Here is a 25097-nt window from a genome sequence, read left to right as displayed (position 1 = left end):
ATGAACAGAGTCTGGACATACATCATTAGCAAGCCTTTAAGTCAGGAACAATTAGAGAACCTGGTTAGCGAAGGAAAAAAATTTGTGACCAGCTGGACTGCACATGAAAATAAATTAAGCGCTGATTTTAAAATTTTTAAAAACAGAATAATCGTTGTAACAGTTGATGAGGATGTTGCCAATGCCAGTGGTTGCAGTATTGACAAGCTTACCCGTTTTATAAAAGAAACCGAGGCGAACTTAGGAATTGAACTCCTGAATCGTTTTTACATCGCTTATAAAAACGGGGAAAATTTAGAAGTGGTTCATTCAGGCAAAGTGAAAGAGTTGTTAGAAGAAGGTCTTATTACCGAAAATACAGTGGTTTACAACACAGCAGTTGCTAACGAAAATGAGTTTTTAAAATGGGAACAAGCTTTGCGAGATACCTGGTTAAGTAAATATCTGACCAAAGTTTAAAACTGCAGAAAGCCCTCCACCTGTGCCATACAGACCTTCATCTGCCCTTCAGAAAAATTTCCATCTGCATCCATCATCTTATTCACTATTGAGATAGGAAGTTTATCGTGGTAAACATGCATTTTCAGGTATTGAAGAATTCCAGTTAAATGCTCCATCCCTCTAAGATTTCCGGCTCTTCCATCGGCAATACCAACCAAGCAGGCATCTTTATTTGCCCATTCCTTCGGATGCATACTGTCGAGAAAAGTTTTTAAAATTCCAGGGAAACTGCCATTGTATTCAGGTATTATAAAAATAAACTTGGAAACAGTGCTTACATATTCGTCGATCAGCCTGGCGTATTGGTCGCTTCTCTTACCAAATGTTTCGCCAAAAGCAAGATTTTCGGGAAGCATTGTAAAGTCAAGAACGCTCACATTCGCATGGAATGTCTTTAAGATATTTTCATATATCTTACTAACCTTTAAGGTGTTACTATTTGGGCGATTGGTGCAGCTTACAACGACGATCTTCTTCATAAAAATTTATCAACATCCTGTGAATTTTTTCACCGATTTGTTTAAAACTAAGGTCGCGTAAAGTCGGTAATTAATTTAATTTTACAATCAGCAATTTCAGTCAAATTTTGGGTATTTTATGAACATTCGCTATTACGATCATTCTTGTTTTGTGGTGAAAATTAATGTAAAGAAATCAGCTTTTCATTCCCGCTTCACTTCAAACAAGTTATCGAAAAGTGTTAATGCAAATGCTTTATTTGTTGATATAGTTAGTTTACACACTAATGAAATTGGTACTAATAAAGCTAATGAGGACTTAAATTAAAACGGAACAGAATGGGAAAAATAATAGCGATAGCGAATCAAAAAGGCGGAGTTGGAAAAACCACAACAGCCATTAACCTGGCAGCCAGCCTGGCTGTTCTCGAATACAAAACATTGTTGGTAGATGCCGATCCGCAGTCAAACGCCACGTCTGGAGTGGGAATAGATCCTTCTAATGTAAAGGCTGGTTTGTACGAATGTATTATCGACAGTATTCATCCCAAAGATGTTATTCTGAAAACGGAAACTCCGAATTTATTTTTACTTCCAACAAATGCAGATCTTGTAGGTGTTGAGCTGGAGCTGGTAAATCTTACCAACCGTGAATACATGATGAAGAAGGCGCTTGACAAAATAAAAGACAAATACGATTTTATTATTGTGGATTGCTGCCCCTCTCTTGGGCTAACCGTAATCAACTCGCTATCTGCCGCTGATAGTGTGATTATACCTGTTCAGTGCGAATATTTTGCTTTAGAAGGAATGGGAAAATTATTGCAAACAATTAAGATTGTTCAATCGCATTTAAATACCAGTTTAGATATTGAGGGAGTATTGCTTACTATGTACGACGGACGTTTGCGCTTAGCCAACCAGGTTGTGGAAGAAGTAAAAACACACTTTCAGGATATGGTTTTTGATACGCTTATTCAACGAAATACAAAACTTGCAGAAGCGCCTAGCTTTGGAAAAACAATTATTATGCACGATGCTGCGGGTAAAGCTTCTAACAGTTATTTAAATCTTGCCCGTGAGTTGCTGCAACGTAACGGTTTAACTAAGATTAGTGATAGCAACAGAACTATCAGCATCCAGGAACAAACAGAATTAAGCGAAGACATCTAACAAAGTTTATAGGCGATAGTTTACAACCAACCGATGTTGGCTCCAACTATTGACTATTGACTCTAAACTATAGACTACATAAATGAGTAAAAAACCAGCATTAGGAAGAGGATTAAGTGCATTGTTAGAAAATGCAAAAACAGACATTACAACAAAAGGTATTGGCGAGAACGCACCCGTTGTTAATTCGGTATCTGTTATCAGAATAAAAAACATTGAAACAAACCCGTTTCAACCGCGTACTAATTTTGAAGAAACAGCTTTACAAGAGCTAAGCGACAGTATTAAGCAACATGGCATTATTCAGCCCATTACAGTAAGAAAATTAGGCTACGACCGTTACCAGCTTATTTCGGGAGAACGTCGTTTCAGAGCTTCTCAAATGGCAGGACTAACGGATGTACCAGCTTACATTCGTATTGCTGACGATCAGGAAATGTTAGAAATGGCTTTGGTTGAAAATATTCAGCGTGAAGACCTTGATCCTATTGAAGTTTCTCTTTCGTATAAGCGTTTAATTGATGAATGCAACCTAACACAAGAGCAGCTCAGCGAAAAGGTTGGAAAACAAAGAAGCACTGTAACAAACTTTTTACGTTTATTAAAACTCCCTGCTCCTATTCAAAAATCTTTGCGTGATCGCGAAATTACTATGGGCCACGCTAAAGCTCTTATCAACATTGATAATGAGGACCGCCAGTTAGCAATTTTTGCAATGGCACTTGAGCAGGATTTTTCAGTTCGTCAAATTGAAGACCTGGCCAGAGGCGAAAAAGTAAAAGTAACTCCTAAAGTTACACGTGTTGAAAAACCCTTAAGTGTAGAAGATAAAGAGATTTCGAAAGGCTTGGATAAGATTTTTAATAAGTCTTATTCTCTAAAACGTAATGCTAAGGGTGGCGGTAATCTAACGCTCAGTTTCAGTAACGACCAGGAACTACAGCACATCATTTCCTTTTTTGGGATAGAATAAACATACTCGTCATTTCTTTTAAGGCTCTGTAAGGTTTACAGAGCCTTAATTTTGCTGTAAACTATAACATTGAAAAAAATTCTTCTGATATCCGATACCCATAGTTACCTGGACAAATCTCTATTAAAACACATTGAGGCTGCTGACGAAGTCTGGCACGCGGGTGATATAGGTACTATGGAGCTTTGTAAAGAAATTGAAAAATTAAAACCTTTCAGAGCTGTTTTTGGAAACATAGACGCTAACGACATCCGCATTACTTATCCTGAAAATTTAATTTTTGATTGCGAAGGCGTCAAAGTACTTATGACGCATATTGGGGGTTATCCGGGCAAATATCCTGCAAGAATTAAGGAACTGATAATAAAAAACAGGCCTAATTTATTTATATGCGGCCACTCCCACATCCTAAAAGTAATGTATGATAAGCAGTATGACCTGCTTCACATAAATCCCGGGGCATGCGGTGTGCATGGCTTTCATGCAGTAAAGACGGTTGTAAGATTTGAAATAGAGAACACCGACATAAAAAACCTGGCAATAATTGAATTAGGAAGCAGAACATCCTTACCTTCGTAACATGGATCTGAATACATATTTTAGTGATGAAGCGCTTGCACGTTTTGTAAGCGCTCAGGGAAAAGTCGTTGAAAAAATTGTTTGTCACTTGTGGCAAAATACCGTTGATAAAAATGGCTCTGTTGAGCTGATAGATAATTTAGAACTTCATTTTACAGACAAGCAAAAACTAACCATTTCCTGCAATGAAAACGGCGATGGTTTGGACGCTATTAACTTTAACTATAAAGCCGCGGTAGCTGAACTGGAAAAGGAATTTGACGGGAAAATAAAATTATTCGCAGTAAATGCGTCCACAACCAAAATGTGGGAAGATGTAATTGGTTTAACGCTTGAAAGTGTTAGAATTATTAAAGAAGGTGACTATCATAAAGCCGGTTCAGCTTTGTTGGTTTTTGGAAAAGAAAAACGCATCGTATCTATTAATCCTTTAGATGGATTGGTAATTGATTATTACGAAGAAGATTAAAGAGTACCTGAATTTATAAGTAAAAAAAATCCAATACTATTCGGTATTGGATTCTTTTTTAAGTATCTAAAATTACTTGAGTAACTCCATTGCTTCCTGTATTGAGATGATCTCATTTTTGAAAGTGGCGATGATAAACGCGTCTGAGTAACCTTTATCTTCTAATTCTTTTCTTAATTTTTCAGCGGTATCTAACCTTGAAAACTCTCCACCTGCTGTGTAACGAATGTTTCCAGTAGCAGTTGTCTGTTTGTCAATAGCTTTCAGATCTTTCACTTTTTCATCCATAGAAGCTTCTTGCGAAGGTTTTTTCAATGGTCCTAATTGAATTTTAAATGCTAATAATTTTTTATCAATCGAGTTAAAAGTTTTATCCTCACTTAAATCTTCTTTATAACCAGCCTCCATAGTGGCGCCTGTTTGATTCATCGGGATGCGTTTACCTCCTTTGTAAGCTGTTACGAACGCATCACTGTAACCCTGAACCACTAAATCGGCTCTCACTGCAGCAGCATCACCAATAGTTCTGTAACCTTTAGTTACATATCTGTAAATATTCTCGCCTGTTTTTAATTCAAGTACACCGGCACTTGTATTAAATACTTTTGTAGAGATCTTATTTTTAAATGCGCCTAATTGCACACGGTAAACCACATCATCTTTTCCAAAAATACCGGCTTCCTCAGGAAGAATGGCAGATGCGCTGACACCAGAACTGTCATTCACATTCACATTCATCAGGTCGTCAATTTCAGTAGCTAGCAGTTTTTGAAGTTCATCATCACCCACCTGAACAATTTCTTTCCCTTTGATTCTCGATATACCTGCTCCTTTACTACCAGTAGTCCTGAATTCATCACGACGTTTGATGGCTGTACTCAATTTATCGTAAGTGCCGCTTGTGTACACCACAGTCGTTCCGTCGTCGAGTGTTACCGAATTAATATCTCCAATACTTAATAAGAATGCCAATTCATCGGAAGGAATAGGTCCTGCATATCTCACTAATTCTACAGTAAAATTATCTTTTTTCTCTTTCGGTTTCTTAGCTACTGCAGCGTAAATATTTCCAATTGTTTCAGTAGTTCTATCCGTGGCCAAAGAATCGTTCAAATAGTTGTCATACCATTTTTGCCAGTAATCATCTGTTTGTCCTACACCACGCGCATTTACAGGAACGCCTGCAGCTGTTGTTAACTCATCATCGCGGTAAGTCGGAATACCATCGTTATCTTCGTCTACAGGACAGCCTTTCAAATCTACTTTCGCGCCTTTTGCAGTTCCCTGGCAGTCATCCTTCATATCTGGCACACCGTCTTCGTCTGAGTCGCTGTTATCGAGCGCAAACCAGTCAGAATTACTAAGAGTATCGAGAGCTTTGCTTGACTTAGGTTTATTTTTAGCGATAAGATCATATTGCAAAGCAAACGAAGTATATGTCCAGTTGTCTCTGCTTTTGGAGCCTGCTCTCTCACCCAAACTCTTATTTGAAATACCGTCAATATAATCTGTGGTTGAGAAATAGTATTGAAAATTTAATTTCAGATCAACGCGATCTGTGACCTTCATTATGAATCCTGCGCCCAATGGAAAAGCGAATGCACGTTCGGTATATTTTCCAAATCCATCCTTATTTAATTCGCGAATATCGGATTCATAGACGTAATCCCTTTGAAGATCCACTGCGTTCTGAGCTTCCGGAGCACCTTCTGCTATATCCTTAATACTTCCGTCGCTCCAATAAAAATAAGTACGACCGTTTTTATCTTTTAAATCTGTTTTACTTAAAAATTCAAATCCGTACGCTCCAAAACTAATAAATGGCCTTACCTTATACTGGCTTGGGATAAAATTCCCAAAATCATATACCAAATTAACACCGCCTGCTCTTATTTCTGATCTGAAATTTTCATTTCTGTTATCGAGACGTTCATTTCCGCCAAGTTTTCCAAACAACACATTAAAATCGAGCTGTAAATAACGCGTGATACGGTGAGAGATAGCTAAATCCAAAGCTGGACGTCCCATAGACAAAGTTTGAAAATGTTTTTTATACAGATCTCCATTAAAGCCCATACGCCCCACACCAATGCTGATTTTTGGTTTAAGACGTTGTTCAACACTATTTGTCGTATCCAGATCCTGTTCAATTTCGCTCTCTGTGCCGTCACCGTGCCTGCTCAGAGCCTCTCCATTTACAGTGGTGGTTGGAATGGTCATAGGATTCAAAACATAATAAACAGAATCACCAATATCCGGTCCCTTATAAAAATCAGGAGGTTCTGGCTCTGTTTGATAGTACTGTAAAAGTTGGTCAGCGGTTAAACTATCCAGAGGCAAGGACCTGGGATCAACCGTGGAACTGTACGCCGGAGTTTTAACCACTGGAGTGTCTGGTTGAACAGGTTTATCAATAACCGTGGCGGGTTTTATAGGCTCTTGTATAACAGGTTTTGTTTTGGCTGTATCAGGTGGCGTAATGACTGGCTTTACCGAGTCTATTACTTGTTTTTGAGGCACAACAGGCTGAGTAGGCTTTGCTTTGGCTGTATCAACAGGCACCTGAATAACAGGTTGTGTTACTGGTTTTGATTTGGTTGTATCAGCGGGCGCAACCACCGGTTTAAGAGTGTCTTTGGGCGTTACAGGTGGGGTAATTTGAACGGGAGGTGTAATTTGAACGGAAGGTGTAATTTGAACCGGGATTACCGGTTTTTCAACCTCAATTGGACCCAGAATATCGAGCAATTCCTGATCACGGATACTATCCTGAATGCGTTGCGCTCTCAATAAACTATCCTGTCTGGATAACCCATTTTGTCCGTTTACGGATAAAGAAATAAGAAATATTGTAAGAAGAAACAGATTCTTCATAATTTTTTTGATGCGGTAAAAATAGGCTTTTTTTTTATTTAAACCATTTTTGATTAGTGATCATTAATGCTTCCTGTACAGTTATTCTTTTACCTTGATTATAAGCAACTACAAAAGCAGTCTTTACACCATTCACCGACTTCATCGTTTCCCTTTGATTACGCGCAGTTTTGTATTCTGAATGAGCACCTATCATAAACTTAGAGTAACCTTCATGCAATTCACTCTTTATGGTTTCGGTAATACTGAATTTTCTTTTTAGTCGTTGAGCCGTAACATTAGCGTTGGTAAAAGCGCCAACCTGAACCATATAGTTCATAGTTCCATCTTTCTTCTCAATGGTTGTTTCCATGCTACTTTCAGAAAGTTTTTTAGCCACAGTTTCTTCCACAGATTGAACAGTGGCAGGAATTACAATTTCAGGATCCTTCACTTCAACGGGTTTTGATTCTTTCTTTTCCTCGCCGGCAATTTGTTTTGTCTGGAAAGCGATAGTTTCCATAGGAACTTTAAATTTCTTGCTTTGATTATCTTCCAGATAAGAATATTCGCCCCCCAGAACTACAGCATTGGAGGTGCTTCCGCTTATGGTGTAAGAGATTTCTAATTCGTCTTTCTCAGGAACATTTACCCAAACGAATTTAATTTTACCATCTGCAACAGAAAATGAACCTCCATCTGTTTTAGCTGCCTTTACAATAATGCCTTCTGAAATATCATCACTGTATCTTGCAAATCCTTTAGTTCCATCTTTCTTAATTTTTAGCGTAATTAAAAATTCATTGTCAGTTGTTCCTGCAGAGATTACCCTTGTAACCGTGATATTTCCGGCTGGTTCAGCTCCCGTATTCACTACCGGTGTGGAAGTTGTAACGGTTGCTGAATCTGCATTCAGTGGTGTTTCGGTTTTTGTAGCAACTGGCGTTCCCGGATCTGAGCCAGGCGGTAGAATCTTTACTTCAACCGGATTCATTTCCACTACCTGTTTTACATTATTTTCTACGTAAGAATATTTTGACGCAATAAACTTTGTTCCTGAGGCAGAAGATTCAACAAATAAAGTTACGCTTACAATAATTTCGCTTTCCATAGGTAATGCAGGCCAAACCCATTTTGCTATCCCTGCGTTGTAATTATAGTTAGCGCCTTTGTCATCGGCAGCTTTAACGGTTATACCTTCAGGAAGTTCTAATTGTAATTTTGCAAAACCACTCATTCCACCTTTATTCACTTTTAATTCGATGGTTACTTCCTGTCCTGCAACAAGGTTAGCAGGAATGTTGCTGGTAACAGTAATGCCATTGTCACCGGCAAATAAGCCATAAATAAAAAGTCCGAATGAATTGATTATAATAAATAAGTATTTAATCATGCGTCTAAAATACCCTAATTAACTGCAGCGTTTTTGTAAGTGTTAACTCTTTTAGTAACAGTAATTTGTTAACTTCTACAAGGAGGATGTACGCCCGCCATCTACGGGAAGGTTAATTCCATTAATATAAGCTGCTGCTGGCGAAACCAGAAAAGCGATCGCATTTGCAACTTCCGATGCTTCCGCAAATCTACCTAACGGAATTTCGTGCAACATTTCCTTCTTTACTTCGTCGTTGTTTACGTTTGTTTTCAAGGCTTTATTTTCAATAATGGTAGATAAGCGTTGTGTTGCTGTTGCTCCTGGCAACACATTGTTTACCGTAATTCCAAATTTGCCGAGCTCGTTTGCCAGTGTTTTTGCCCAGTTACCAACTGCCGCACGAATAGTGTTACTTACTCCGAGATTGGGAAGGGCTTGTTTTACCGAAGTGGAAATGACATTCACGATTCTTCCGTAACCACTGTTTTTCATTCCTTCCACGCAAGCTTGTACTAGAACGTGATTACAAATCAGGTGATTATTAAAAGCAGAAAGAAATTCTTCGGGTTTTGCGTTCGTAATCGGACCTGCGGGGGGGCCACCTGTGTTATTAACCAAAATATTAACCGGACCCGTACGTTGAATGAAATTTGATACAAGTTCTTTTAGTTGTTCCGGATTATTAAAATCCACACACAGATACGAGTGTAATTGATTACCGCTATTTGCAAGTTCGCTTTTCGCTTGTTTTAGACTTGTTTCGTTTCTTGCTATAAGTGTAACGTTTGCGCCCATCAGAGCCAGTTCCAAAGCAACTGCTTTTCCTATTCCTTGTGTACTACCGCAAACAATTGCGCGTTTATTGTGTAAATCTAAATTCATTTTTTTGCGGGATAAAACTTACGATTTTTCGTCGTGCAATTTACTTAAATTTTCTCTTACAAGGTCGCTTTCAAAGCCCCTTGATACTAAATAATTTAATACAGAGTAATATATTTTTTGCGCGTTTGAAGATGTTGTAAGGCGCGTTTTTTTTGCTATTACTTTCTTTATAATTTCTTCATATTCTAAAGGGTCAATACTCTTAAGCGCCTTGTTGATGCAATAGTCGGACACTTTATGTTTTTTAAGTTCAATTTTTATTTTTACCTTTCCCCAGTGTTTAATTCGGAATTTTCCGCCTGCAAAAGCAATGGCAAAGCGCTCTTCATTTAAAAAATTCTCAGTGATCATGTTTGATATGATTGCCTCAACATCCTCTGAATGCAAACCATATTCATAAAGTTTTTGCCTGGTTTCATGCTGTGATCTTTCCTGGTAGGCACACCAACTCATTATTTTTTGCTGCGCCAGCTCGGGTGAAAGCTTTATTTTAGTTACTTTGTGCTCCATAAATTAACAAGGGCGGCTTTAATAAGCTGCCAGGATTGAAAAACAAAGAAACCGTTTAATTTTAGAAATGCCAAGCCTTCCACCGCAACTTTTAGAAAGCCTGAATCACCTGAGTCATTTTAACGAAGCAGCTTTTGTGGAAGCCCATGAGGAAGAAAATAAAATTACTTCGATCCGCCTTAATCCGTTTAAAAAAGCGGGGCATTCGGCTACCGGACTTGATTTTGAAATGGGAGAACCCGTAAAGTGGAACAGCGAGGGCTTCTATCTCAGCGAACGCCCTTCATTTACTTTAGATCCCTTGTTTCAGGCAGGGTGCTATTATCCACAAGAAGCAGGAAGTATGTTTCTTGAATTCGCTTTAAAAAACAGTCTTGATCTTTCGCAAACACTCAAGGTGTTGGATATATGTGCTGCTCCGGGTGGAAAAAGCACTTTAATTAATTCTTTACTTAACAAAGACAGTCTTTTAGTTGCCAACGAAATTATTAAATCAAGAGCAGATGTTTTAGCGCAGAATCTGAGCAAATGGGGCACTTGTAATACAGTGGTCACAAATAATGATCCGCAGCGTTTTTCAGATCTTCCTTCTTTTTTTGACGCGATTGTGATCGACGCTCCTTGCAGCGGCAGCGGGCTTTTCAGAAAGCAACCGGAAGCAATAGACGAATGGAGTGAAGATAACGTGAAGGCCTGCAGTGTTCGTCAGCTAAAAATTTTGAATGATGTCCTTCCCTCTTTAAAAGAAAACGGAATTCTCGTATATAGTACTTGTTCCTACTCTGTTGAAGAAAATGAAACTATTGTTGCAAAATTGATTGATGATTTTGAAATGGAGTATGTGCCTTTACCGATTGAAAAAAATTGGGGCATAGTTGAAACTCAATATGGATACAGGTTTTACCCACATCTTACAAAAAGCGAAGGGTTTTTCTGTGCCGTACTTCGAAAGAAAAGTAATTCAGGATCTGTATATCATTCAAAAAAGAAAAATTCACTCGAAGCAAACAAAACTGAATTATCTCTTCTGAATACATTTGTAGATATAACTACTTGTTCTGTAATAAAAAAAAACAATCAGTTTCATTTGCTAAATGCTGAAGCTGCAAGCTTTCTAACGGCCTTCGAAAAACAATTTTATTTTAAGAAGGCCGGGGCTGTGGTAGGCGAAATTAAAGGGAAAGACATGGTTCCTAACCAGGATTTAGCCTGGTGTTTGGAAGTAAGAAAAGAAGTAATCAAATTGGATCTCGATAAAGAAACAGCTTTAAAATTTTTGCGAAAAGAGAATTTTACGGGAAACGAAAATATAAAAGGTTTGGTGTTAATGTGTTACAAGGGTATGGGTCTGGGATGGGCGAAAATACTGCCAAACCGGATAAATAATTATTTTCCAAACGAACTTCGAATTCTAAAGCAATGAGCATAAATAAATTATGAAAAAAATAAAAAAAATTTCAAATAAATGTTTGTCAGAATAAAAAGTTTATGTAGATTTGCACTCCCATTTTGAGGGGTAGTTCTTTAAAGTATTATAAAAGCCGCTTTAGCTCAGCTGGTAGAGCAACTGATTTGTAATCAGTAGGTCGCTGGTTCGATTCCGGCAAGCGGCTCTCTTTTTTGAACGGGGATATACCAGAGTGGCCAAATGGGACAGACTGTAAATCTGTTGTTTCGACTTCGGAGGTTCGAATCCTCCTGTCCCCACAGTAACTTTGGTTATTGAGTAAAAAAAGCGAAAGTAGCTCAATTGGTAGAGCTCCAGCCTTCCAAGCTGGAGGTTGCGGGTTCGAGACCCGTCTTTCGCTCCAAATAAAATCCAGGTGGATTTTAGAATTGAAAAGTGAAGTTGAAAATACGCCTTCTGATCCCGATAGCTTTCGGGAAGGATTTAGAGGCGACAAAAAGGTAGAGAGCTGGTATCAGTTTTCGAAATTTTTGAAAGTCCCAAAAAGAGGGACTTTTGGCATGTGCAGACGGTTGTTCTTTAAGATATTGACAATTTGAGCAGCTTTAACTCTAAAAATAGAGCATAAGCTGTTGTAGCTCAGTGGTAGAGCACCTCCTTGGTAAGGAGGAGGTCGGCAGTTCAATCCTGCTCAACAGCTCAATTAGGTGTTGAGCATATGAAAATGTTCAACTGGGATGTAGGCCTGCATAGTCGGGATCAACAGCTCAATTAAGATTAAATACTAATTAAAATAAAATATAAACAACAAAAGTAAAAATAACAACTATGGCAAAAGAAAAATTCGACCGTTCCAAACCTCACGTAAACATTGGAACTATTGGTCACGTAGATCACGGGAAAACTACTTTAACAGCTGCTATTACAACTGTATTGGCTTCTAAAGGACTTGCAGAAGTTCGTGATTTCTCTTCAATTGACAATGCTCCTGAAGAAAAAGAACGTGGTATCACCATTAATACATCACACGTTGAATACGCAACTGCTAACCGTCACTACGCTCACGTTGACTGTCCAGGTCACGCTGATTACGTAAAAAACATGGTTACTGGTGCTGCTCAAATGGACGGTGCTATCTTAGTAGTAGCTTCTACGGATGGACCTATGCCACAAACACGTGAGCATATCCTTTTGGCTCGTCAGGTTGGTGTACCTAGACTTGTTGTATTTATGAACAAAGTTGACATGGTTGAAGATGCTGAGTTATTAGACTTAGTTGAAATGGAAATCCGTGAATTATTAACTTTCTACAAATTTGATGGTGACAACACTCCGGTTATTCGTGGATCTGCTTTAGGTGGATTAAATAACGATCCGAAATGGGTTGACAAAATCATGGAATTAATGGATGCAGTTGATACCTACATTCCAATTCCTCCACGTGAAAAAGATAAGCCATTTTTGATGCCGGTTGAAGACGTTTTCACAATTACTGGTCGTGGAACTGTTGCTACAGGTCGTATCGAAACAGGAGTGATCAACTCTGCTGATCCAGTTGAGATCATTGGTATGGGAGCTGAAAAATTAAACTCTACTGTAACAGGTGTTGAGATGTTCCGTAAAATTTTAGATTACGGTGAAGCTGGAGATAACGTAGGTTTATTATTACGTGGTGTTGAGAAAAAAGACATCAAACGTGGTATGGTTATCATTAAACCAGGAACTGTAAAACCACATGCTAAATTCAAAGCAGAGGTTTACATTTTGAAAAAAGAAGAAGGTGGACGTCACACTCCATTCCAAAATAAATACCGTCCACAGTTCTATTTCCGTACAACTGACGTAACTGGAGAAATCGAGTTAGAAGCAGGTCGTGAAATGGTACTTCCTGGAGATAACGTAACAATTACTGTTAATTTGATTAACCCAATTGCTATGGATAAAGGTTTACGTTTCGCGATCCGCGAAGGTGGCCGTACTGTAGGAGCTGGTCAGGTAACTGAAATTTTAGACTAAGCCATAGTCATAAATATAGGCAAAATGGCTCCCTTAAACGGGAAGCCATTTTGCTATTTTTAGAAGGGCCTCTAAAACGTTAATTTACTTTAAAAGAAAACAGGCAAGTAGATCGTAGATCTCTTAACTGTAAAAACGGGTGTGGTGCAATGGTAGCATACCGGTCTCCAAAACCGTTGATGGGAGTTCGAATCTCTCCACCCGTGCAAAAAAGATGAAGCCGATAGTTCTTCATAACTATTGACTATCAACTTTAAACTATAAACTTTTAAGAATATGAGCAGAATAGGAACTTATTTTTCAGAGACTAAAAACGAATTAGTAAATAAGGTAAGCTGGCCAACCTGGCCTGAGTTACAAAGCAGCGCAATAGTAGTAATGGTTTCATCTATAATTATTGCTTTGGTTGTATTCGGAATGGACAAGGTTTTTCAGATATTAATGGACCAAGCATACGACATTATTAAATAATCGTATTTAAAAAATTACTAAATAAATGGCTGATGTAGTTAAAACCGACCTGTCGCAAAAAAAATGGTACGTTGTACGTGCAATTAGCGGCCAGGAAAAAAAGGTAAAACAATATATTGAAGTAGAGATTACGCGTTTAAAACTAAACGATTACGTTTCCCAGGTTTTAATTCCAACGGAAAAAGTAATTCAAATTCGTAATGGGAAAAAGACTACAAAAGAACGTTCTTTTTATCCTGGTTATGTATTGATCGAAGCTGTGTTAGCAGGAGAGATTCCTCACGTAATTAAAAACATTACGGGTGTTATTGGTTTTTTAGGTGAAACTAAAGGCGGTAATCCGGTTCCAATGCGTATTAGCGAAGTTAACCGTATTTTAGGTAAGGTTGATGAATTGGTAGAAAGTGAAGGAACTGTATCAACGAATTATGTAGTTGGAGAATCAGTTAAAGTAATTAACGGACCTTTCAATGGCTTTAACGGCGTTATCGAAGAAGTAATGGAAGACAAACGTAAAATCAAAGTAACAGTTAAGATCTTTGGACGTAAAACTCCAGTGGAGCTGAACTTTGGGGAAGTTGAATTAGAATAATTTTCTATTTGGAGATTTCATTTCGAGTTTCGAACCCGAAATAAGTAATCCGAAATAAATACTATAAATAAACACATTGATGGTTAATTAGTTTTAGAATGAAATGAGCGCTTTGCTGCTTCCAACTCAAAGTAAATTGCTTCTAAAATGAAAGATCTCGATAAAACAAACAAACAAATAAAAAAATGGCAAAAGAGTTATCGGCAATTGTAAAATTGCAAATCAAAGGTGGAGCTGCTAACCCCTCGCCTCCTATTGGTCCTGCATTGGGTGCCAAAGGTGTTAACATTATGGAGTTCTGTAAGCAATTTAATGCTAGAACTCAGGAACAAGCTGGTAAAGTATTACCGGTTATCATCAATGTTTACACTGATAAGTCGTTTGATTTCGTTATCAAACGTCCGCCTGTTGCAATACAAATATTAGAGGTAACTAAGATTAAAGCAGGTTCTGCAACAAGTAACCGTAAAAAAGTTGGTGCCTTAACATGGGATCAAGTACGTAAAATTGCTGAAGATAAGATTGTTGACATGAACTGTTTTACAATTGAATCCGCAATGAACATGGTTGTAGGAACAGCTCGTAGCATGGGTGTTACAGTTAGCGGTGAAAAACCGTACTAATCAATTATTAATTATTTAAAAACAAGCTTAAGAAATGGCAACGTTGACTAAAAAAAGAAAGGCTGCTAACGCGAAATTCGACGCTAGTAAGTCTTACTCCGTGGCTGAAGCATCTAAAATTATTAAAGACATTTCGTCTACAAAATTTGATGCATCAGTGGATCTTGCGATCCGTTTAGGAGTTGACCCTCGTAAAGCTAATCAAATGGTACGTGGAACTGTTACTTTACCTCACGGTACAGGTAAGACCATGCGTGTTTTGGCTATTGTAACTCCTGATAAGGAAGCAGAAGCAAGAGCAGCTGGCGCGGATTTCGTTGGATTAGATGAATACATTGAAAAAATCAAAGGTGGATGGACAGATGTAGATGTTATCATCACAATGCCTTCTGTAATGGGTAAAGTTGGAGCTTTAGGACGTGTATTAGGCCCTCGTGGTTTAATGCCAAACCCTAAAACAGGAACTGTAACTATGGACATTGGCAAAGCGGTAACAGATTCAAAAGGTGGTAAAATTGATTTTAAAGTAGACAAAGCAGGAATTATTCACGCAGGTGTTGGTAAAGTATCTTTTGATGCTGCTAAATTATCTGAGAACGCGAATGAATTGCTTCAAACAATTTTAAAGTTAAAACCTTCAAGCGCTAAAGGTACTTATGTAAGATCAATTACCTTGAGTAGCACTATGAGTCCAGGTGTAACTGTAGATCCAAAATTATTCTCTTAAAAAACTGCTAAAAAATGAATAAAACCGAAAAAACACAGGTAATAGAGGAGTTGGTGGAAAAATTAAACGCCAACAACAAGATCTATTTAGCAGATTGTTCGACTTTAACAGTTGAAAAAGTAAATGCGTTCCGTAGACAATGTTTCGATAAAAAAGTATCGGTACAAGTAATTAAGAACACATTGCTTAAAAAAGCAATTGAAAGAGCAAACGACAGTAAATTAGCTGAATTAATCCCGGTATTAAAAGGCGAAACTGCTTTAATTTTTACAGATACATCCAATGTACCTGCGAAAATTATGAAAGAATTCCGTAAAGGTGGTAAAAAACCAGCTTTAAGAGGAGCTTACGTTGAAGAAATGATTTTCTTAGGCGATGAGCAACTGGATGCCTTAGTAGGATTAAAATCTAAAAACGAATTAATTGGCGACGTGATTGCATTGTTACAATCTCCAATTCAACGCGTTATGGGTGCTTTGGAAAACAAAGGTGGTGGCGAAGACGCTGCAGCATAATTTATTGAACAATCTGGCAGGTGGATTTAATCACCGCAAAACACTAAAGCAGATTTGAAATCACTTTAGCATTAAACAAAATAAATAATTAAATTAACAACGCTGAGACCTTAAAATTTCAGCACAAATAAAAAATAAAATGGCAGATATTAAATCATTAGCTGACACATTAGTTAGCTTAACAGTAAAAGAAGTACAAGAATTAGCTAAAGTATTAAAAGACGAACATGGTATCGAACCAGCTGCTGTAGTTGCTGCTGCAGGTCCAGGTGCTGGTGGTGGAGAAGCTGCTGCTGCTAAAACTTCTTTTGACGTTATCTTGTTAGAAGCTGGTGGAGCTAAATTAGGAGTAGTAAAAGTTGTAAAAGACTTAACAGGTTTAGGCTTAAAAGAAGCTAAAGATCTAGTTGACGGTGCTCCAAAAGCAATTAAAGAAGGAGTTGGTAAAGAAGAAGCTGAAGCAATTAAGAAAGCTTTAGAAGAAGCTGGTGCTAAAGCAGAAGTTAAATAATTTTTGCGTATATTACTAGAAAATGATCCTGCTCCCGATAGCTATCGGGACGGGATCATTTTCATGTTTTTTTGTTAGAAGAAAACATAAGCTTTGAAAAAGTCAAAATTGTATTAATTTAATATCTAAATAACATTGGCTGCAAGTACAAAAATTCAAAAACGGGTTAATTTCTCGTCGAATAAATTTCCGATCGAATATCCGGATTTCTTAGATATTCAAGTAAAATCCTTCCAGGATTTTTTCCAGTTAGAAACAACGCCGGAAAACCGTAAAAAAGAAGGGTTATTCCGTGTGTTTGCAGAAAACTTTCCTATTTCTGATGCGCGTAACAATTTCGTATTAGAATTTAAGGATTATTATATTGATCCGCCTCGTTATGCTCTTGATGAGTGTATTGAACGTGGACTTACCTACTCTGTTCCTTTAAAGGCAAAATTATACCTTTATTGTACAGATCCTGAACATGAAGATTTTGAACCAATCATGCAAGACGTGTATTTGGGAACTATCCCTTACATGACTCCTAAAGGTTCATTTATTATAAATGGTGCAGAACGCGTAATTGTTTCTCAATTGCACCGTTCACCAGGTGTATTCTTTGGCCAAAGCCGTCACGCGAATGGTACCAAATTATACAGCGCCCGTGTTATTCCTTTCAAAGGAAGCTGGATAGAATTTGCAACTGACATTAACAACGTAATGTACGCTTACATCGATCGTAAGAAAAAGTTACCTGTTACTACTCTATTGCGTGCTATCGGTTTTGAGAGTGACAAACAAATTTTAGAGATATTTGGTTTAGCTGACGAAATTAAAGTTAGCAAAGCTGGTTTAAAACGCGAAGTGGGTCGTAGACTTGCTGCACGTGTTCTTAAAACCTGGTTAGAAGATTTCGTTGACGAAGATACCGGGGAAGTAGTTTCCATCGAACGTAACGAAGTTATCTTAGACCGTGAAACGATTTTAGAAGATGAGCATATTGATCTTATCGCTGATGCTGGTGTAAAATCTATCATCCTGCATAAACAAGATGTAAATACCGCTGATTTTGCGATCATCTATAACACGTTACAAAAAGATTCAACCAATTCTGAAAAAGAGGCAATTGAATTTATCTACCGTTTATTACGTAACGCAGAACCACCTGATGAGGAAACTGCACGTGGCGTAATTGACAAATTATTTTTCTCTGACAAACGTTACGATTTAGGTGAAGTTGGTCGTTACCGTATCAATAAAAAGTTAGGTTTAAACATTCCTGCTGAGATTCGCGTATTGACTAAAGAAGACATGATCTTAATCATTAAATATCTGATCGAGTTAATTAACTCGAAAACAGATGTGGATGATATTGATCACTTGTCAAACCGTCGTGTGCGTACTGTTGGTGAGCAACTATTCTCACAATTCGGTGTAGGTTTAGCCCGTATGGCGCGTACTATTCGTGAACGTATGAACGTACGTGATAACGAGGTGTTCACACCAACGGATTTAATCAACGCTAAAACATTAAGCTCTGTAATTAATTCGTTCTTCGGAACAAATCAATTATCGCAGTTCATGGATCAAACCAACCCTTTATCGGAGATCACGCACAAGCGTCGTCTTTCGGCACTAGGGCCAGGAGGTTTAAGTCGTGAGCGTGCAGGTTTTGAGGTTCGTGACGTTCACTACACTCACTACGGTCGCTTATGTACGATTGAAACTCCTGAAGGACCGAATATCGGTTTGATCTCTTCTCTTTGTGTATATGCTAAAGTAAATAAATTAGGCTTCATTGAAACTCCTTACCGTACGGTAACAAACGGTAAATTAGATTCAAACAAACCAATTATTTATTTGACTGCTGAGGAAGAAGATCAAAAAAATATTGCGCAAGCCAACGTTGATTTAGATGATAAAGGAAATATCGTTACCAAAAAAGTAACAGCACGTTACGAAGGTGACTTCCCTATTCTTGAGCCAAATGCGGTGCATTTGATGGACATTGCTCCAAATCAAATCGCTTCTATTGCAGCTTCGTTGATTCCGTTCTTAGAGCATGATGATGCTAACCGTGCCTTAATGGGTTCGAACATGCAGCGTCAAGCCGTACCATTGTTGCGTCCACAGGCGCCAATTGTTGGTACAGGAATTGAAGCCCGTGTTGCAGAAGATTCACGTGTATTAATTAATGCAGAAGGAGAAGGAATTGTTGAGTATGTAGATGCTCAATCCATCACGATCCGTTACAACCGCAACGAAGAAGAAAAGTTAATCAGCTTCGAAGGCGATGTAAAATCATACAAATTAACCAAGTTCCAAAAAACCAATCAAAGTACTTGTATCAACTTAAAACCTATCGTTAAGAAAGGTGATAAAGTTCAAAGAGGACAAGTATTATGCGAGGGATATGCAACACAAGACGGTGAGTTAGCTTTAGGCCGTAACTTAAAAGTGGCGTTCATGCCATGGAAAGGTTACAACTTTGAGGATGCTATCGTTATCAATGAAAAAATTGTTCGTGAAGATATCTTTACTTCGATTCACATTGATGAGTATACTTTGGAAGTGCGTGACACAAAACGTGGAATGGAAGAATTAACTCCGGATATTCCTAACGTGAGTGAAGACGCTACTAAAGACCTAGACGAAAAAGGTATTATTCGTATTGGTGCTGAAGTAAAAGAAGGTGATATTTTAATTGGGAAAATTACTCCTAAAGGAGAAACAGATCCTTCACCAGAAGAAAAGTTATTACGTGCGATCTTCGGTGACAAAGCTGGTGATGTGAAAGATGCGTCTTTACGTGTATCTCCATCTATCAAAGGTGTTATCGTTGACAAAAAATTGTTCTCTCGCGTAATTAAAGATAAAAAAGCAAAAGCTGAAGAGAAACCTTTAGTTGAGAAGTTAGATACAGATCACGAAAAAAATAATTACAACTTAAAATTAAAATTAGTTGACAAATTATTTGTACTGGTTAACGGTCGTACTTCACAAGGTGTTACTAATATTTTAGGAGAAGAAGTTGTACCACGCGGTACTAAATTCACTCAAAAATTATTAGAGCGTATAGATTACAGCGAAGTAAATCCAAGCAACTGGACTACTGATAAAGAAAAAAATGAACAAATCGAACGTTTATTGCATAACTTCTTAATCCAATTCAACGATTATTTAGGAAGATACAAACGTGAGAAATTCCAAATCACTGTTGGTGACGAGTTACCAAATGGAATTGTTCAATTAGCAAAAGTTTATATTGCTCAAAAACGTAAATTAAAAGTGGGTGATAAGATGGCTGGTCGTCACGGTAACAAGGGTATTGTAGCCCGTATCGTGAAAGAAGAAGACATGCCATTCTTGGAAGACGGAACACCAGTTGACATCGTATTAAATCCATTAGGTGTACCTTCGCGTATGAACCTTGGACAGATCTACGAAACAGTGTTAGCATGGGCCGGAGAGAAATTAAAATTAAAATTCTCTACACCAATTTTTGACGGAGCAACTGTAGAACAAATTGATGAGTACACGCAAAAAGCAGGCTTACCTCAATTCGGTCGTACGTATTTATACGACGGTGGAACTGGAGAACGCTTTGACCAACCTGCAACGGTAGGTATCATTTACATGCTGAAATTAGGTCACATGGTGGATGATAAGATGCACGCCCGTTCAATCGGACCATATTCACTTATCACACAACAACCTTTGGGTGGTAAAGCTCAATTTGGTGGTCAGCGTTTTGGTGAGATGGAAGTTTGGGCACTCGAAGCATACGGTGCAGCAAATGTGTTACAAGAATTATTGACAGTAAAATCTGATGATGTTACCGGCCGTGCAAAAGCTTATGAAGCAATTGTAAAAGGTGAGAACATCCCTACTCCGGGTATTCCTGAGTCGTTCAACGTATTGTTGCACGAATTAAGAGGTCTGGCGTTAGATATTACAATGGATTAATAGCCCCCACTCAACCCTCCCCTTAACGGGGAGGGTTTGAAGGGCACATGTCTCGACTAGGCTCGACATGACAAAAAAGAGCAAGTCATTAAATTCATAAACGAAAACCATAAAATAAAACATGGCGTTAAGAAGAGATAACAAACAAAAATCAAATTTTTCGAAAATCACCATCAGTTTAGCTTCTCCTGAAACTATTCTGCGTCGCTCAAGCGGTGAGGTTCTTAAACCTGAAACCATTAATTACAGGACATACAAGCCCGAAAGAGACGGGTTGTTTTGCGAACGTATTTTTGGCCCGGTGAAGGATTATGAGTGCCATTGCGGTAAGTACAAACGTATCCGTTACAAAGGGATTGTTTGCGACCGTTGTGGTGTTGAAGTTACTGAGAAAAAAGTACGTCGTGAACGTATGGGTCACATCAACTTAGTTGTGCCTGTTGCTCACATCTGGTATTTCCGTTCGTTACCAAATAAAATTGGTTACTTGTTAGGACTACCTACCAAAAAATTAGACATGATCATTTACTACGAACGTTACGTAGTAATTAATGCAGGAGCTGCCATGGAAAATGGCATCAGCTACCTCGACTTCTTAACTGAAGAAGAATATTTAAATGTTGTTGATACCTTACCAAAAGAAAATGCTTTATTAGACGATACAGATCCTAATAAATTTATCGCTAAAATGGGCGCTGAATCTATTGCAGATTTGTTATCGCGTTTGAACTTGGATGAATTATCTTATGATCTTCGTCACAAAGCAAACACTGAAACATCTCAACAACGTAAAAACGAAGCGTTAAAACGTTTACAGGTTATCGAGGCTTTCCGCCAGGCTAATCAAAACGTAGTTAACCGTCCTGAATGGATGATCGTTAAAGTTGTACCGGTAATTCCACCAGAGTTACGTCCTTTAGTTCCATTGGATGGCGGCCGTTTTGCTACTTCCGATTTAAATGACTTATACCGTCGTGTTATTATTCGTAACAACCGTTTAAAACGTTTAATTGAAATTAAAGCTCCTGATGTAATCTTACGTAACGAAAAACGTATGTTACAAGAATCAGTAGATTCATTATTTGATAACTCACGTAAATCTAATGCTGTAAAAACTGACAGCAACCGTCCTTTAAAATCATTATCTGATTCCTTAAAAGGTAAACAAGGCCGTTTCCGTCAGAATTTATTAGGAAAACGTGTGGATTATTCGGCTCGTTCGGTAATTGTTGTAGGGCCTGAATTAAAATTACACGAGTGCGGATTGCCAAAAGAAATGGCAGCTGAATTATTCAAACCATTTATCATCCGTAAGATGATTGAACGTGGTATTGTTAAGACGGTTAAATCTGCTAAAAAAATTGTAGATAAAAAAGAACCAATTGTTTGGGATATCCTAGAGAACGCATTAAAAGGTCACCCGGTTATGTTAAACCGTGCCCCGACATTGCACAGATTAGGTATCCAGGCTTTCCAACCAAAATTAATTGAAGGAAAAGCTATTCAGTTACATCCATTGGTTTGTACAGCGTTTAACGCCGATTTTGACGGGGATCAAATGGCTGTGCACGTTCCATTGGGACATGCAGCTATCCTTGAAGCTCAGATCTTAATGTTAGCGTCACACAACATCTTAAATCCATCGAATGGTGCGCCGGTAGCGGTTCCATCTCAGGATATGGTGCTCGGTTTATACTACTTAACTAAATCGAAACGTAACTTACCTAACGATGTTGTAAAAGGCGAAGGAAAAGTATTTTATAATGCAGAAGAAGTTGTAATTGCTACGAATGAAAAAGCAGTTGATTTACATGCACAAATTAAAATCAAAATCACCAACGCATTAGAAGGAGATAAATTAGTTACCAAGGTAATTGATACTACTGCAGGACGCGTGTTATTCAACATGGTTGTGCCTCATGAAGTAGGTTACATTAACGAATTATTGACGAAAAAATCACTACGTGATATTATCGGGATGATCGTTAAGAAAACAGGTATGGCTAAGACCGCTAAGTTCCTTGATGATATTAAAGAATTAGGTTTCCGTACGGCTTTCAAAGGTGGATTATCATTTAACTTAGGCGATATTCAAACGCCGGTTGAAAAAATGACCATCATTAACGAAGCACAAGGTCAGGTGGATGAAGTTATTAATAACTACAACATGGGCTTTATCACCAACAATGAGCGTTACAACCAGGTTATTGACATCTGGACGCATACCAACTCTAAGGTGACTAAAAAAGTACTTGATAACTTAAGCACAGATCGCCAGGGCTTCAACCCGGTGTTTATGATGCTTGATTCAGGTGCTCGTGGATCTAAAGAACAAATTAAACAGTTAAGCGGGATGCGCGGTTTGATGGCTAAGCCTCAAAAAGCAGGTGATACTACGACTTCCATTATTGAGAATCCGGTATTATCTAACTTCCGTGAAGGTTTATCGATCTTAGAATACTTTATTTCAACTCACGGTGCCCGTAAAGGACTTGCGGATACGGCTTTAAAAACAGCGGATGCTGGTTACTTAACCCGTCGTTTAGTTGACGTGGCACAAGACGTTATTATTAATGAAGCAGATTGCGGAACCCTTCGTGGATTAAGCATGTCAGCTTTAAAAAATAATGATGATGTTGTTGAAGCTTTATACGATCGTATTTTAGGACGTACCACTGTAAGTGATATTTACCATCCAACTACAGGTGATTTGATCATCTCAGGTGGAGAAGTAATTACTGAAGACATTGCAATTGCTATTGATAAATCACCAATTGAAAACGTAGATATTCGTTCGGTATTAACCTGCGAATCACGTTCAGGTGTTTGTGCAAAATGTTATGGCCGTAACTTATCTAACGGACGTTTAGTTCAGTTAGGAGAAGCTGTAGGTGTAATTGCTGCACAGTCGATCGGTGAGCCAGGTACACAGTTAACGTTACGTACTTTCCACGTGGGTGGTACTGCATCGAATACTGCTGCATCAAGCGCATTAATTGCTAAACATGATGGTATTCTTGAAATTGACGAATTACGTACCGTTGAGCGTTTAAATGCTGAAGGAGTTAAATCTAACATCGTTATCGGACGTTCTACTGAAATGCGTATTGTTGACGCTAACACTGGTATCACTTTAACCACTGGTAACGTTCCTTATGGTTCTAGCCTATACGTTAAGCCAGGTGCTAAAGTGAAAAAAGGAGAATTAATTTGTGATTGGGATCCGTATAACGCTGTTATCGTTTCAGAATTCGGGGGAAGTGTTGAATTTGAGCACATCAAAGAAAACATTACATTCCGTGAAGAAAGCGATGAGCAAACAGGTTTCCGTGAAAAAGTAATTATTGAAAGTAGAGATAAAACAATGAGTCCATTGATTCGTATCGTGGATAAAAAAGGTGAATCTTTAAAATCATATAACATTCCGGTTAGCGCTCACATTATTGTGAACGAAGCTGCGAAAATTGAACCAGGACAAATCTTAGTTAAGATTCCTCGTGTTACAGGTAAAACGGGTGATATCACCGGTGGTTTACCTCGTGTAACCGAGTTATTTGAAGCTCGTAATCCTAGTAACCCTGCCGTGGTTTCTGAAATTGACGGTATTGTTACTTTTGGTAAAATTAAACGTGGTAACCGTGAGGTTGTTGTGGAAGCAAAAACAGGCGAACAACGTCGTTATTTAGTGAACTTAAGTAAACATATCCTGGTTCAGGAAAATGACTTCGTAAAAGCGGGTGATGCTTTATCTGATGGTGCTGTGAGTCCTGGTGACATATTAGCTATCAAAGGGCCAACAGCTGTACAAGAATATTTGGTGAATGAAATTCAGGAGGTGTACCGTTTACAAGGTCAAAAACTGAATGATAAACACTTTGAAACTATCGTGCGTCAAATGATGCGTAAGGTTGAAATTGTTGATCCAGGTGATACTATGTTCTTAGAACAACAACTGATCAATAAAGGAGACTTTATGACTCAAAATGACGAGATCTTTGGTAAAAAGGTTGTTATCGAACCAGGTGATAGTCCTGAAATGAAACGCGGTCAAATCATCACTGCACGTAAGTTACGTGATGAGAATTCTGTGTTACGTCGTAAGGATAAAAAATTAATTGAAGCTCGTGATGCGGTTCCTGCAACTGCAAATCCAATTCTTCAAGGTATTACACGTGCGTCGTTACAAACCAATAGCTGGATCTCTGCTGCTTCCTTCCAGGAAACTACGAAGGTGTTAAACGAAGCTGCTGTAAATGGTAAAGTAGATACTTTATTAGGATTAAAAGAAAACGTAATTGTTGGACATTTAATTCCTGCAGGTACAGGTTTACGTCAGTACGAAAAACTAGTAGTAGGAAGCAAAGAAGAATACGAACGTTTAATGGCTTCGAAACAAGAAGTTGGCGAAGAAGCTTTGTAAAAATCTTAAATTCTAAATTTTGAATAAAAGGCCCCGTCAGAAATGTCGGGGTTTTTTGTTTTTATAATGGGATGGCATTAGATTTTTATGTTC

The 25097-nt window shown here is 38.1% G+C and carries 21 protein-coding genes and 5 tRNA genes; 21 read left to right on the top strand and 5 right to left on the bottom strand.

Annotation, left to right across the window (positions count from 1 at the left end; genetic code table 11):
• Positions 1 to 459: an ABC transporter ATPase gene (locus CNR22_20870; protein PBQ34123.1), complete on the top strand. Its 459-nt coding sequence runs from the start codon at positions 1 to 3 to the stop codon at positions 457 to 459.
• Here CNR22_20870 and CNR22_20865 read toward each other — a convergent pair.
• Positions 456 to 980 (bottom strand): NADPH-dependent FMN reductase, encoded by a 525-nt coding sequence (locus CNR22_20865; protein PBQ34122.1) that lies wholly within the window; start codon positions 978 to 980, stop codon positions 456 to 458. The two genes, CNR22_20870 and CNR22_20865, sit on opposite strands and share 4 nt — an antisense overlap.
• A 118-nt stretch (positions 981 to 1098) precedes the next feature.
• On the opposite strand from CNR22_20865, the gene CNR22_20860 reads away from it, so the two are divergent.
• From CNR22_20860 to CNR22_20840, 5 genes are all read left to right on the top strand, one after another.
• A complete protein-coding gene (locus CNR22_20860; GenBank protein ID PBQ34121.1) occupies positions 1099 to 1287 on the top strand; it encodes a hypothetical protein in 189 nt (62 codons plus the stop codon).
• Positions 1288 to 1298: 11 nt separating this feature from the next.
• On the top strand, positions 1299 to 2132 hold the full coding sequence (locus CNR22_20855) for a chromosome partitioning protein ParA (protein ID PBQ34120.1): 834 nt from the start codon (positions 1299 to 1301) through the stop codon (positions 2130 to 2132).
• A gap of 82 nt (positions 2133 to 2214) precedes the next feature.
• Positions 2215 to 3105, top strand: coding sequence for a chromosome partitioning protein ParB (locus CNR22_20850; protein PBQ34119.1), 891 nt, complete (start codon positions 2215 to 2217; stop codon positions 3103 to 3105).
• A 69-nt stretch (positions 3106 to 3174) separates the two neighbouring features.
• On the top strand, positions 3175 to 3684 hold the full coding sequence (locus CNR22_20845) for a YfcE family phosphodiesterase (protein PBQ34118.1): 510 nt from the start codon (positions 3175 to 3177) through the stop codon (positions 3682 to 3684).
• 1 nt (position 3685) lies between these two features.
• On the top strand, positions 3686 to 4153 hold the full coding sequence (locus CNR22_20840; GenBank protein PBQ34117.1) for a hypothetical protein: 468 nt from the start codon (positions 3686 to 3688) through the stop codon (positions 4151 to 4153).
• Positions 4154 to 4225: 72 nt separating this feature from the next.
• On the opposite strand, the gene CNR22_20835 is transcribed toward CNR22_20840, so the two are convergent.
• The 4 genes from CNR22_20835 to CNR22_20820 all read right to left on the bottom strand — a co-directional run bounded on the left by CNR22_20835 (position 4226) and on the right by CNR22_20820 (position 9773).
• Positions 4226 to 7027 carry a hypothetical protein gene (locus CNR22_20835; GenBank protein ID PBQ34116.1) on the bottom strand — a complete coding sequence of 934 codons (2802 nt, stop codon included), beginning with the start codon at positions 7025 to 7027 and terminating at the stop codon, positions 4226 to 4228.
• Between the two features lie 34 nt (positions 7028 to 7061).
• Positions 7062 to 8399: a hypothetical protein gene (locus tag CNR22_20830; protein PBQ34115.1), complete on the bottom strand. Its 1338-nt coding sequence runs from the start codon at positions 8397 to 8399 to the stop codon at positions 7062 to 7064.
• A 75-nt stretch (positions 8400 to 8474) separates the two neighbouring features.
• Positions 8475 to 9263, bottom strand: coding sequence for a short-chain dehydrogenase (locus CNR22_20825; GenBank protein ID PBQ34114.1), 789 nt, complete (start codon positions 9261 to 9263; stop codon positions 8475 to 8477).
• 18 nt (positions 9264 to 9281) lie between these two features.
• Positions 9282 to 9773 (bottom strand): RecX family transcriptional regulator, encoded by a 492-nt coding sequence (locus tag CNR22_20820; protein PBQ34113.1) that lies wholly within the window; start codon positions 9771 to 9773, stop codon positions 9282 to 9284.
• Between the two features lie 67 nt (positions 9774 to 9840).
• On the opposite strand from CNR22_20820, the gene CNR22_20815 reads away from it, so the two are divergent.
• The 15 genes from CNR22_20815 to rpoC all read left to right on the top strand — a co-directional run bounded on the left by CNR22_20815 (position 9841) and on the right by rpoC (position 25004).
• Positions 9841 to 11196, top strand: a complete 1356-nt coding sequence (locus CNR22_20815) for a hypothetical protein (protein PBQ34112.1) — start codon at positions 9841 to 9843, stop codon at positions 11194 to 11196.
• A gap of 117 nt (positions 11197 to 11313) precedes the next feature.
• Positions 11314 to 11386, top strand: a tRNA-Thr gene (locus tag CNR22_20810).
• Positions 11387 to 11399: 13 nt separating this feature from the next.
• A tRNA-Tyr gene (locus CNR22_20805) sits at positions 11400 to 11480 on the top strand.
• Positions 11481 to 11508: 28 nt separating this feature from the next.
• Positions 11509 to 11584 (top strand) — tRNA-Gly (locus tag CNR22_20800).
• A gap of 225 nt (positions 11585 to 11809) precedes the next feature.
• Positions 11810 to 11884: transfer RNA gene (locus tag CNR22_20795), tRNA-Thr, on the top strand.
• A gap of 125 nt (positions 11885 to 12009) precedes the next feature.
• Entirely contained in the window at positions 12010 to 13197 is a 1188-nt protein-coding gene (tuf, locus tag CNR22_20790) for an elongation factor Tu (protein ID PBQ34111.1), read from the top strand.
• A 135-nt stretch (positions 13198 to 13332) separates the two neighbouring features.
• Positions 13333 to 13406 (top strand) — tRNA-Trp (locus CNR22_20785).
• A 67-nt stretch (positions 13407 to 13473) separates the two neighbouring features.
• Positions 13474 to 13668, top strand: a complete 195-nt coding sequence (gene secE / locus CNR22_20780; protein ID PBQ34110.1) for a preprotein translocase subunit SecE — start codon at positions 13474 to 13476, stop codon at positions 13666 to 13668.
• 25 nt (positions 13669 to 13693) lie between these two features.
• Positions 13694 to 14260: a transcription termination/antitermination factor NusG gene (locus CNR22_20775; GenBank protein PBQ34109.1), complete on the top strand. Its 567-nt coding sequence runs from the start codon at positions 13694 to 13696 to the stop codon at positions 14258 to 14260.
• 185 nt (positions 14261 to 14445) lie between these two features.
• On the top strand, positions 14446 to 14883 hold the full coding sequence (rplK, locus tag CNR22_20770; GenBank protein PBQ34108.1) for a 50S ribosomal protein L11: 438 nt from the start codon (positions 14446 to 14448) through the stop codon (positions 14881 to 14883).
• Between the two features lie 34 nt (positions 14884 to 14917).
• Positions 14918 to 15610 carry a 50S ribosomal protein L1 gene (locus tag CNR22_20765; protein ID PBQ34107.1) on the top strand — a complete coding sequence of 231 codons (693 nt, stop codon included), beginning with the start codon at positions 14918 to 14920 and terminating at the stop codon, positions 15608 to 15610.
• 14 nt (positions 15611 to 15624) lie between these two features.
• Positions 15625 to 16125 (top strand): 50S ribosomal protein L10, encoded by a 501-nt coding sequence (locus CNR22_20760; GenBank protein PBQ34106.1) that lies wholly within the window; start codon positions 15625 to 15627, stop codon positions 16123 to 16125.
• A 139-nt stretch (positions 16126 to 16264) separates the two neighbouring features.
• On the top strand, positions 16265 to 16636 hold the full coding sequence (locus CNR22_20755; GenBank protein PBQ34105.1) for a 50S ribosomal protein L7/L12: 372 nt from the start codon (positions 16265 to 16267) through the stop codon (positions 16634 to 16636).
• Positions 16637 to 16771: 135 nt separating this feature from the next.
• On the top strand, positions 16772 to 20584 hold the full coding sequence (rpoB, locus tag CNR22_20750) for a DNA-directed RNA polymerase subunit beta (protein PBQ34104.1): 3813 nt from the start codon (positions 16772 to 16774) through the stop codon (positions 20582 to 20584).
• Between the two features lie 121 nt (positions 20585 to 20705).
• The gene (rpoC, locus tag CNR22_20745; protein PBQ34103.1) at positions 20706 to 25004 is read left to right on the top strand and encodes a DNA-directed RNA polymerase subunit beta'; all 4299 of its coding nucleotides are present in this window, start codon (positions 20706 to 20708) and stop codon (positions 25002 to 25004) included.
• The last annotated feature ends 93 nt before the right edge of the window (positions 25005 to 25097 follow it).

It is taken from the genome of Sphingobacteriaceae bacterium (assembly GCA_002319075.1).
Lineage (GTDB): Bacteria > Bacteroidota > Bacteroidia > B-17B0 > Aurantibacillaceae > Aurantibacillus.
This window is presented reverse-complemented; position numbering and strand designations above follow the sequence as displayed.

Excerpts from the sequence above, each read along its gene's own strand:
- secE (PBQ34110.1), top strand. The coding sequence starts at position 13,474 with ATGAGCAGAATAGGAACTTATTTTTCAGAGACTAAAAACGAATTAGTA.
- CNR22_20755 (PBQ34105.1), top strand. The coding sequence starts at position 16,265 with ATGGCAGATATTAAATCATTAGCTGACACATTAGTTAGCTTAACAGTA.
- CNR22_20860 (PBQ34121.1), top strand. The coding sequence starts at position 1,099 with ATGAACATTCGCTATTACGATCATTCTTGTTTTGTGGTGAAAATTAAT.
- CNR22_20850 (PBQ34119.1), top strand. The coding sequence starts at position 2,215 with ATGAGTAAAAAACCAGCATTAGGAAGAGGATTAAGTGCATTGTTAGAA.
- rplK (PBQ34108.1), top strand. The coding sequence starts at position 14,446 with ATGGCAAAAGAGTTATCGGCAATTGTAAAATTGCAAATCAAAGGTGGA.
- CNR22_20820 (PBQ34113.1), bottom strand. The coding sequence starts at position 9,773 with ATGGAGCACAAAGTAACTAAAATAAAGCTTTCACCCGAGCTGGCGCAG.
- CNR22_20840 (PBQ34117.1), top strand. The coding sequence starts at position 3,686 with ATGGATCTGAATACATATTTTAGTGATGAAGCGCTTGCACGTTTTGTA.
- rpoC (PBQ34103.1), top strand. The coding sequence starts at position 20,706 with ATGGCGTTAAGAAGAGATAACAAACAAAAATCAAATTTTTCGAAAATC.
- CNR22_20775 (PBQ34109.1), top strand. The coding sequence starts at position 13,694 with ATGGCTGATGTAGTTAAAACCGACCTGTCGCAAAAAAAATGGTACGTT.
- CNR22_20760 (PBQ34106.1), top strand. The coding sequence starts at position 15,625 with ATGAATAAAACCGAAAAAACACAGGTAATAGAGGAGTTGGTGGAAAAA.
- CNR22_20815 (PBQ34112.1), top strand. The coding sequence starts at position 9,841 with ATGCCAAGCCTTCCACCGCAACTTTTAGAAAGCCTGAATCACCTGAGT.
- CNR22_20865 (PBQ34122.1), bottom strand. The coding sequence starts at position 980 with ATGAAGAAGATCGTCGTTGTAAGCTGCACCAATCGCCCAAATAGTAAC.
- CNR22_20870 (PBQ34123.1), top strand. The coding sequence starts at position 1 with ATGAACAGAGTCTGGACATACATCATTAGCAAGCCTTTAAGTCAGGAA.
- CNR22_20855 (PBQ34120.1), top strand. The coding sequence starts at position 1,299 with ATGGGAAAAATAATAGCGATAGCGAATCAAAAAGGCGGAGTTGGAAAA.
- CNR22_20765 (PBQ34107.1), top strand. The coding sequence starts at position 14,918 with ATGGCAACGTTGACTAAAAAAAGAAAGGCTGCTAACGCGAAATTCGAC.
- tuf (PBQ34111.1), top strand. The coding sequence starts at position 12,010 with ATGGCAAAAGAAAAATTCGACCGTTCCAAACCTCACGTAAACATTGGA.
- CNR22_20835 (PBQ34116.1), bottom strand. The coding sequence starts at position 7,027 with ATGAAGAATCTGTTTCTTCTTACAATATTTCTTATTTCTTTATCCGTA.
- CNR22_20825 (PBQ34114.1), bottom strand. The coding sequence starts at position 9,263 with ATGAATTTAGATTTACACAATAAACGCGCAATTGTTTGCGGTAGTACA.
- CNR22_20830 (PBQ34115.1), bottom strand. The coding sequence starts at position 8,399 with ATGATTAAATACTTATTTATTATAATCAATTCATTCGGACTTTTTATT.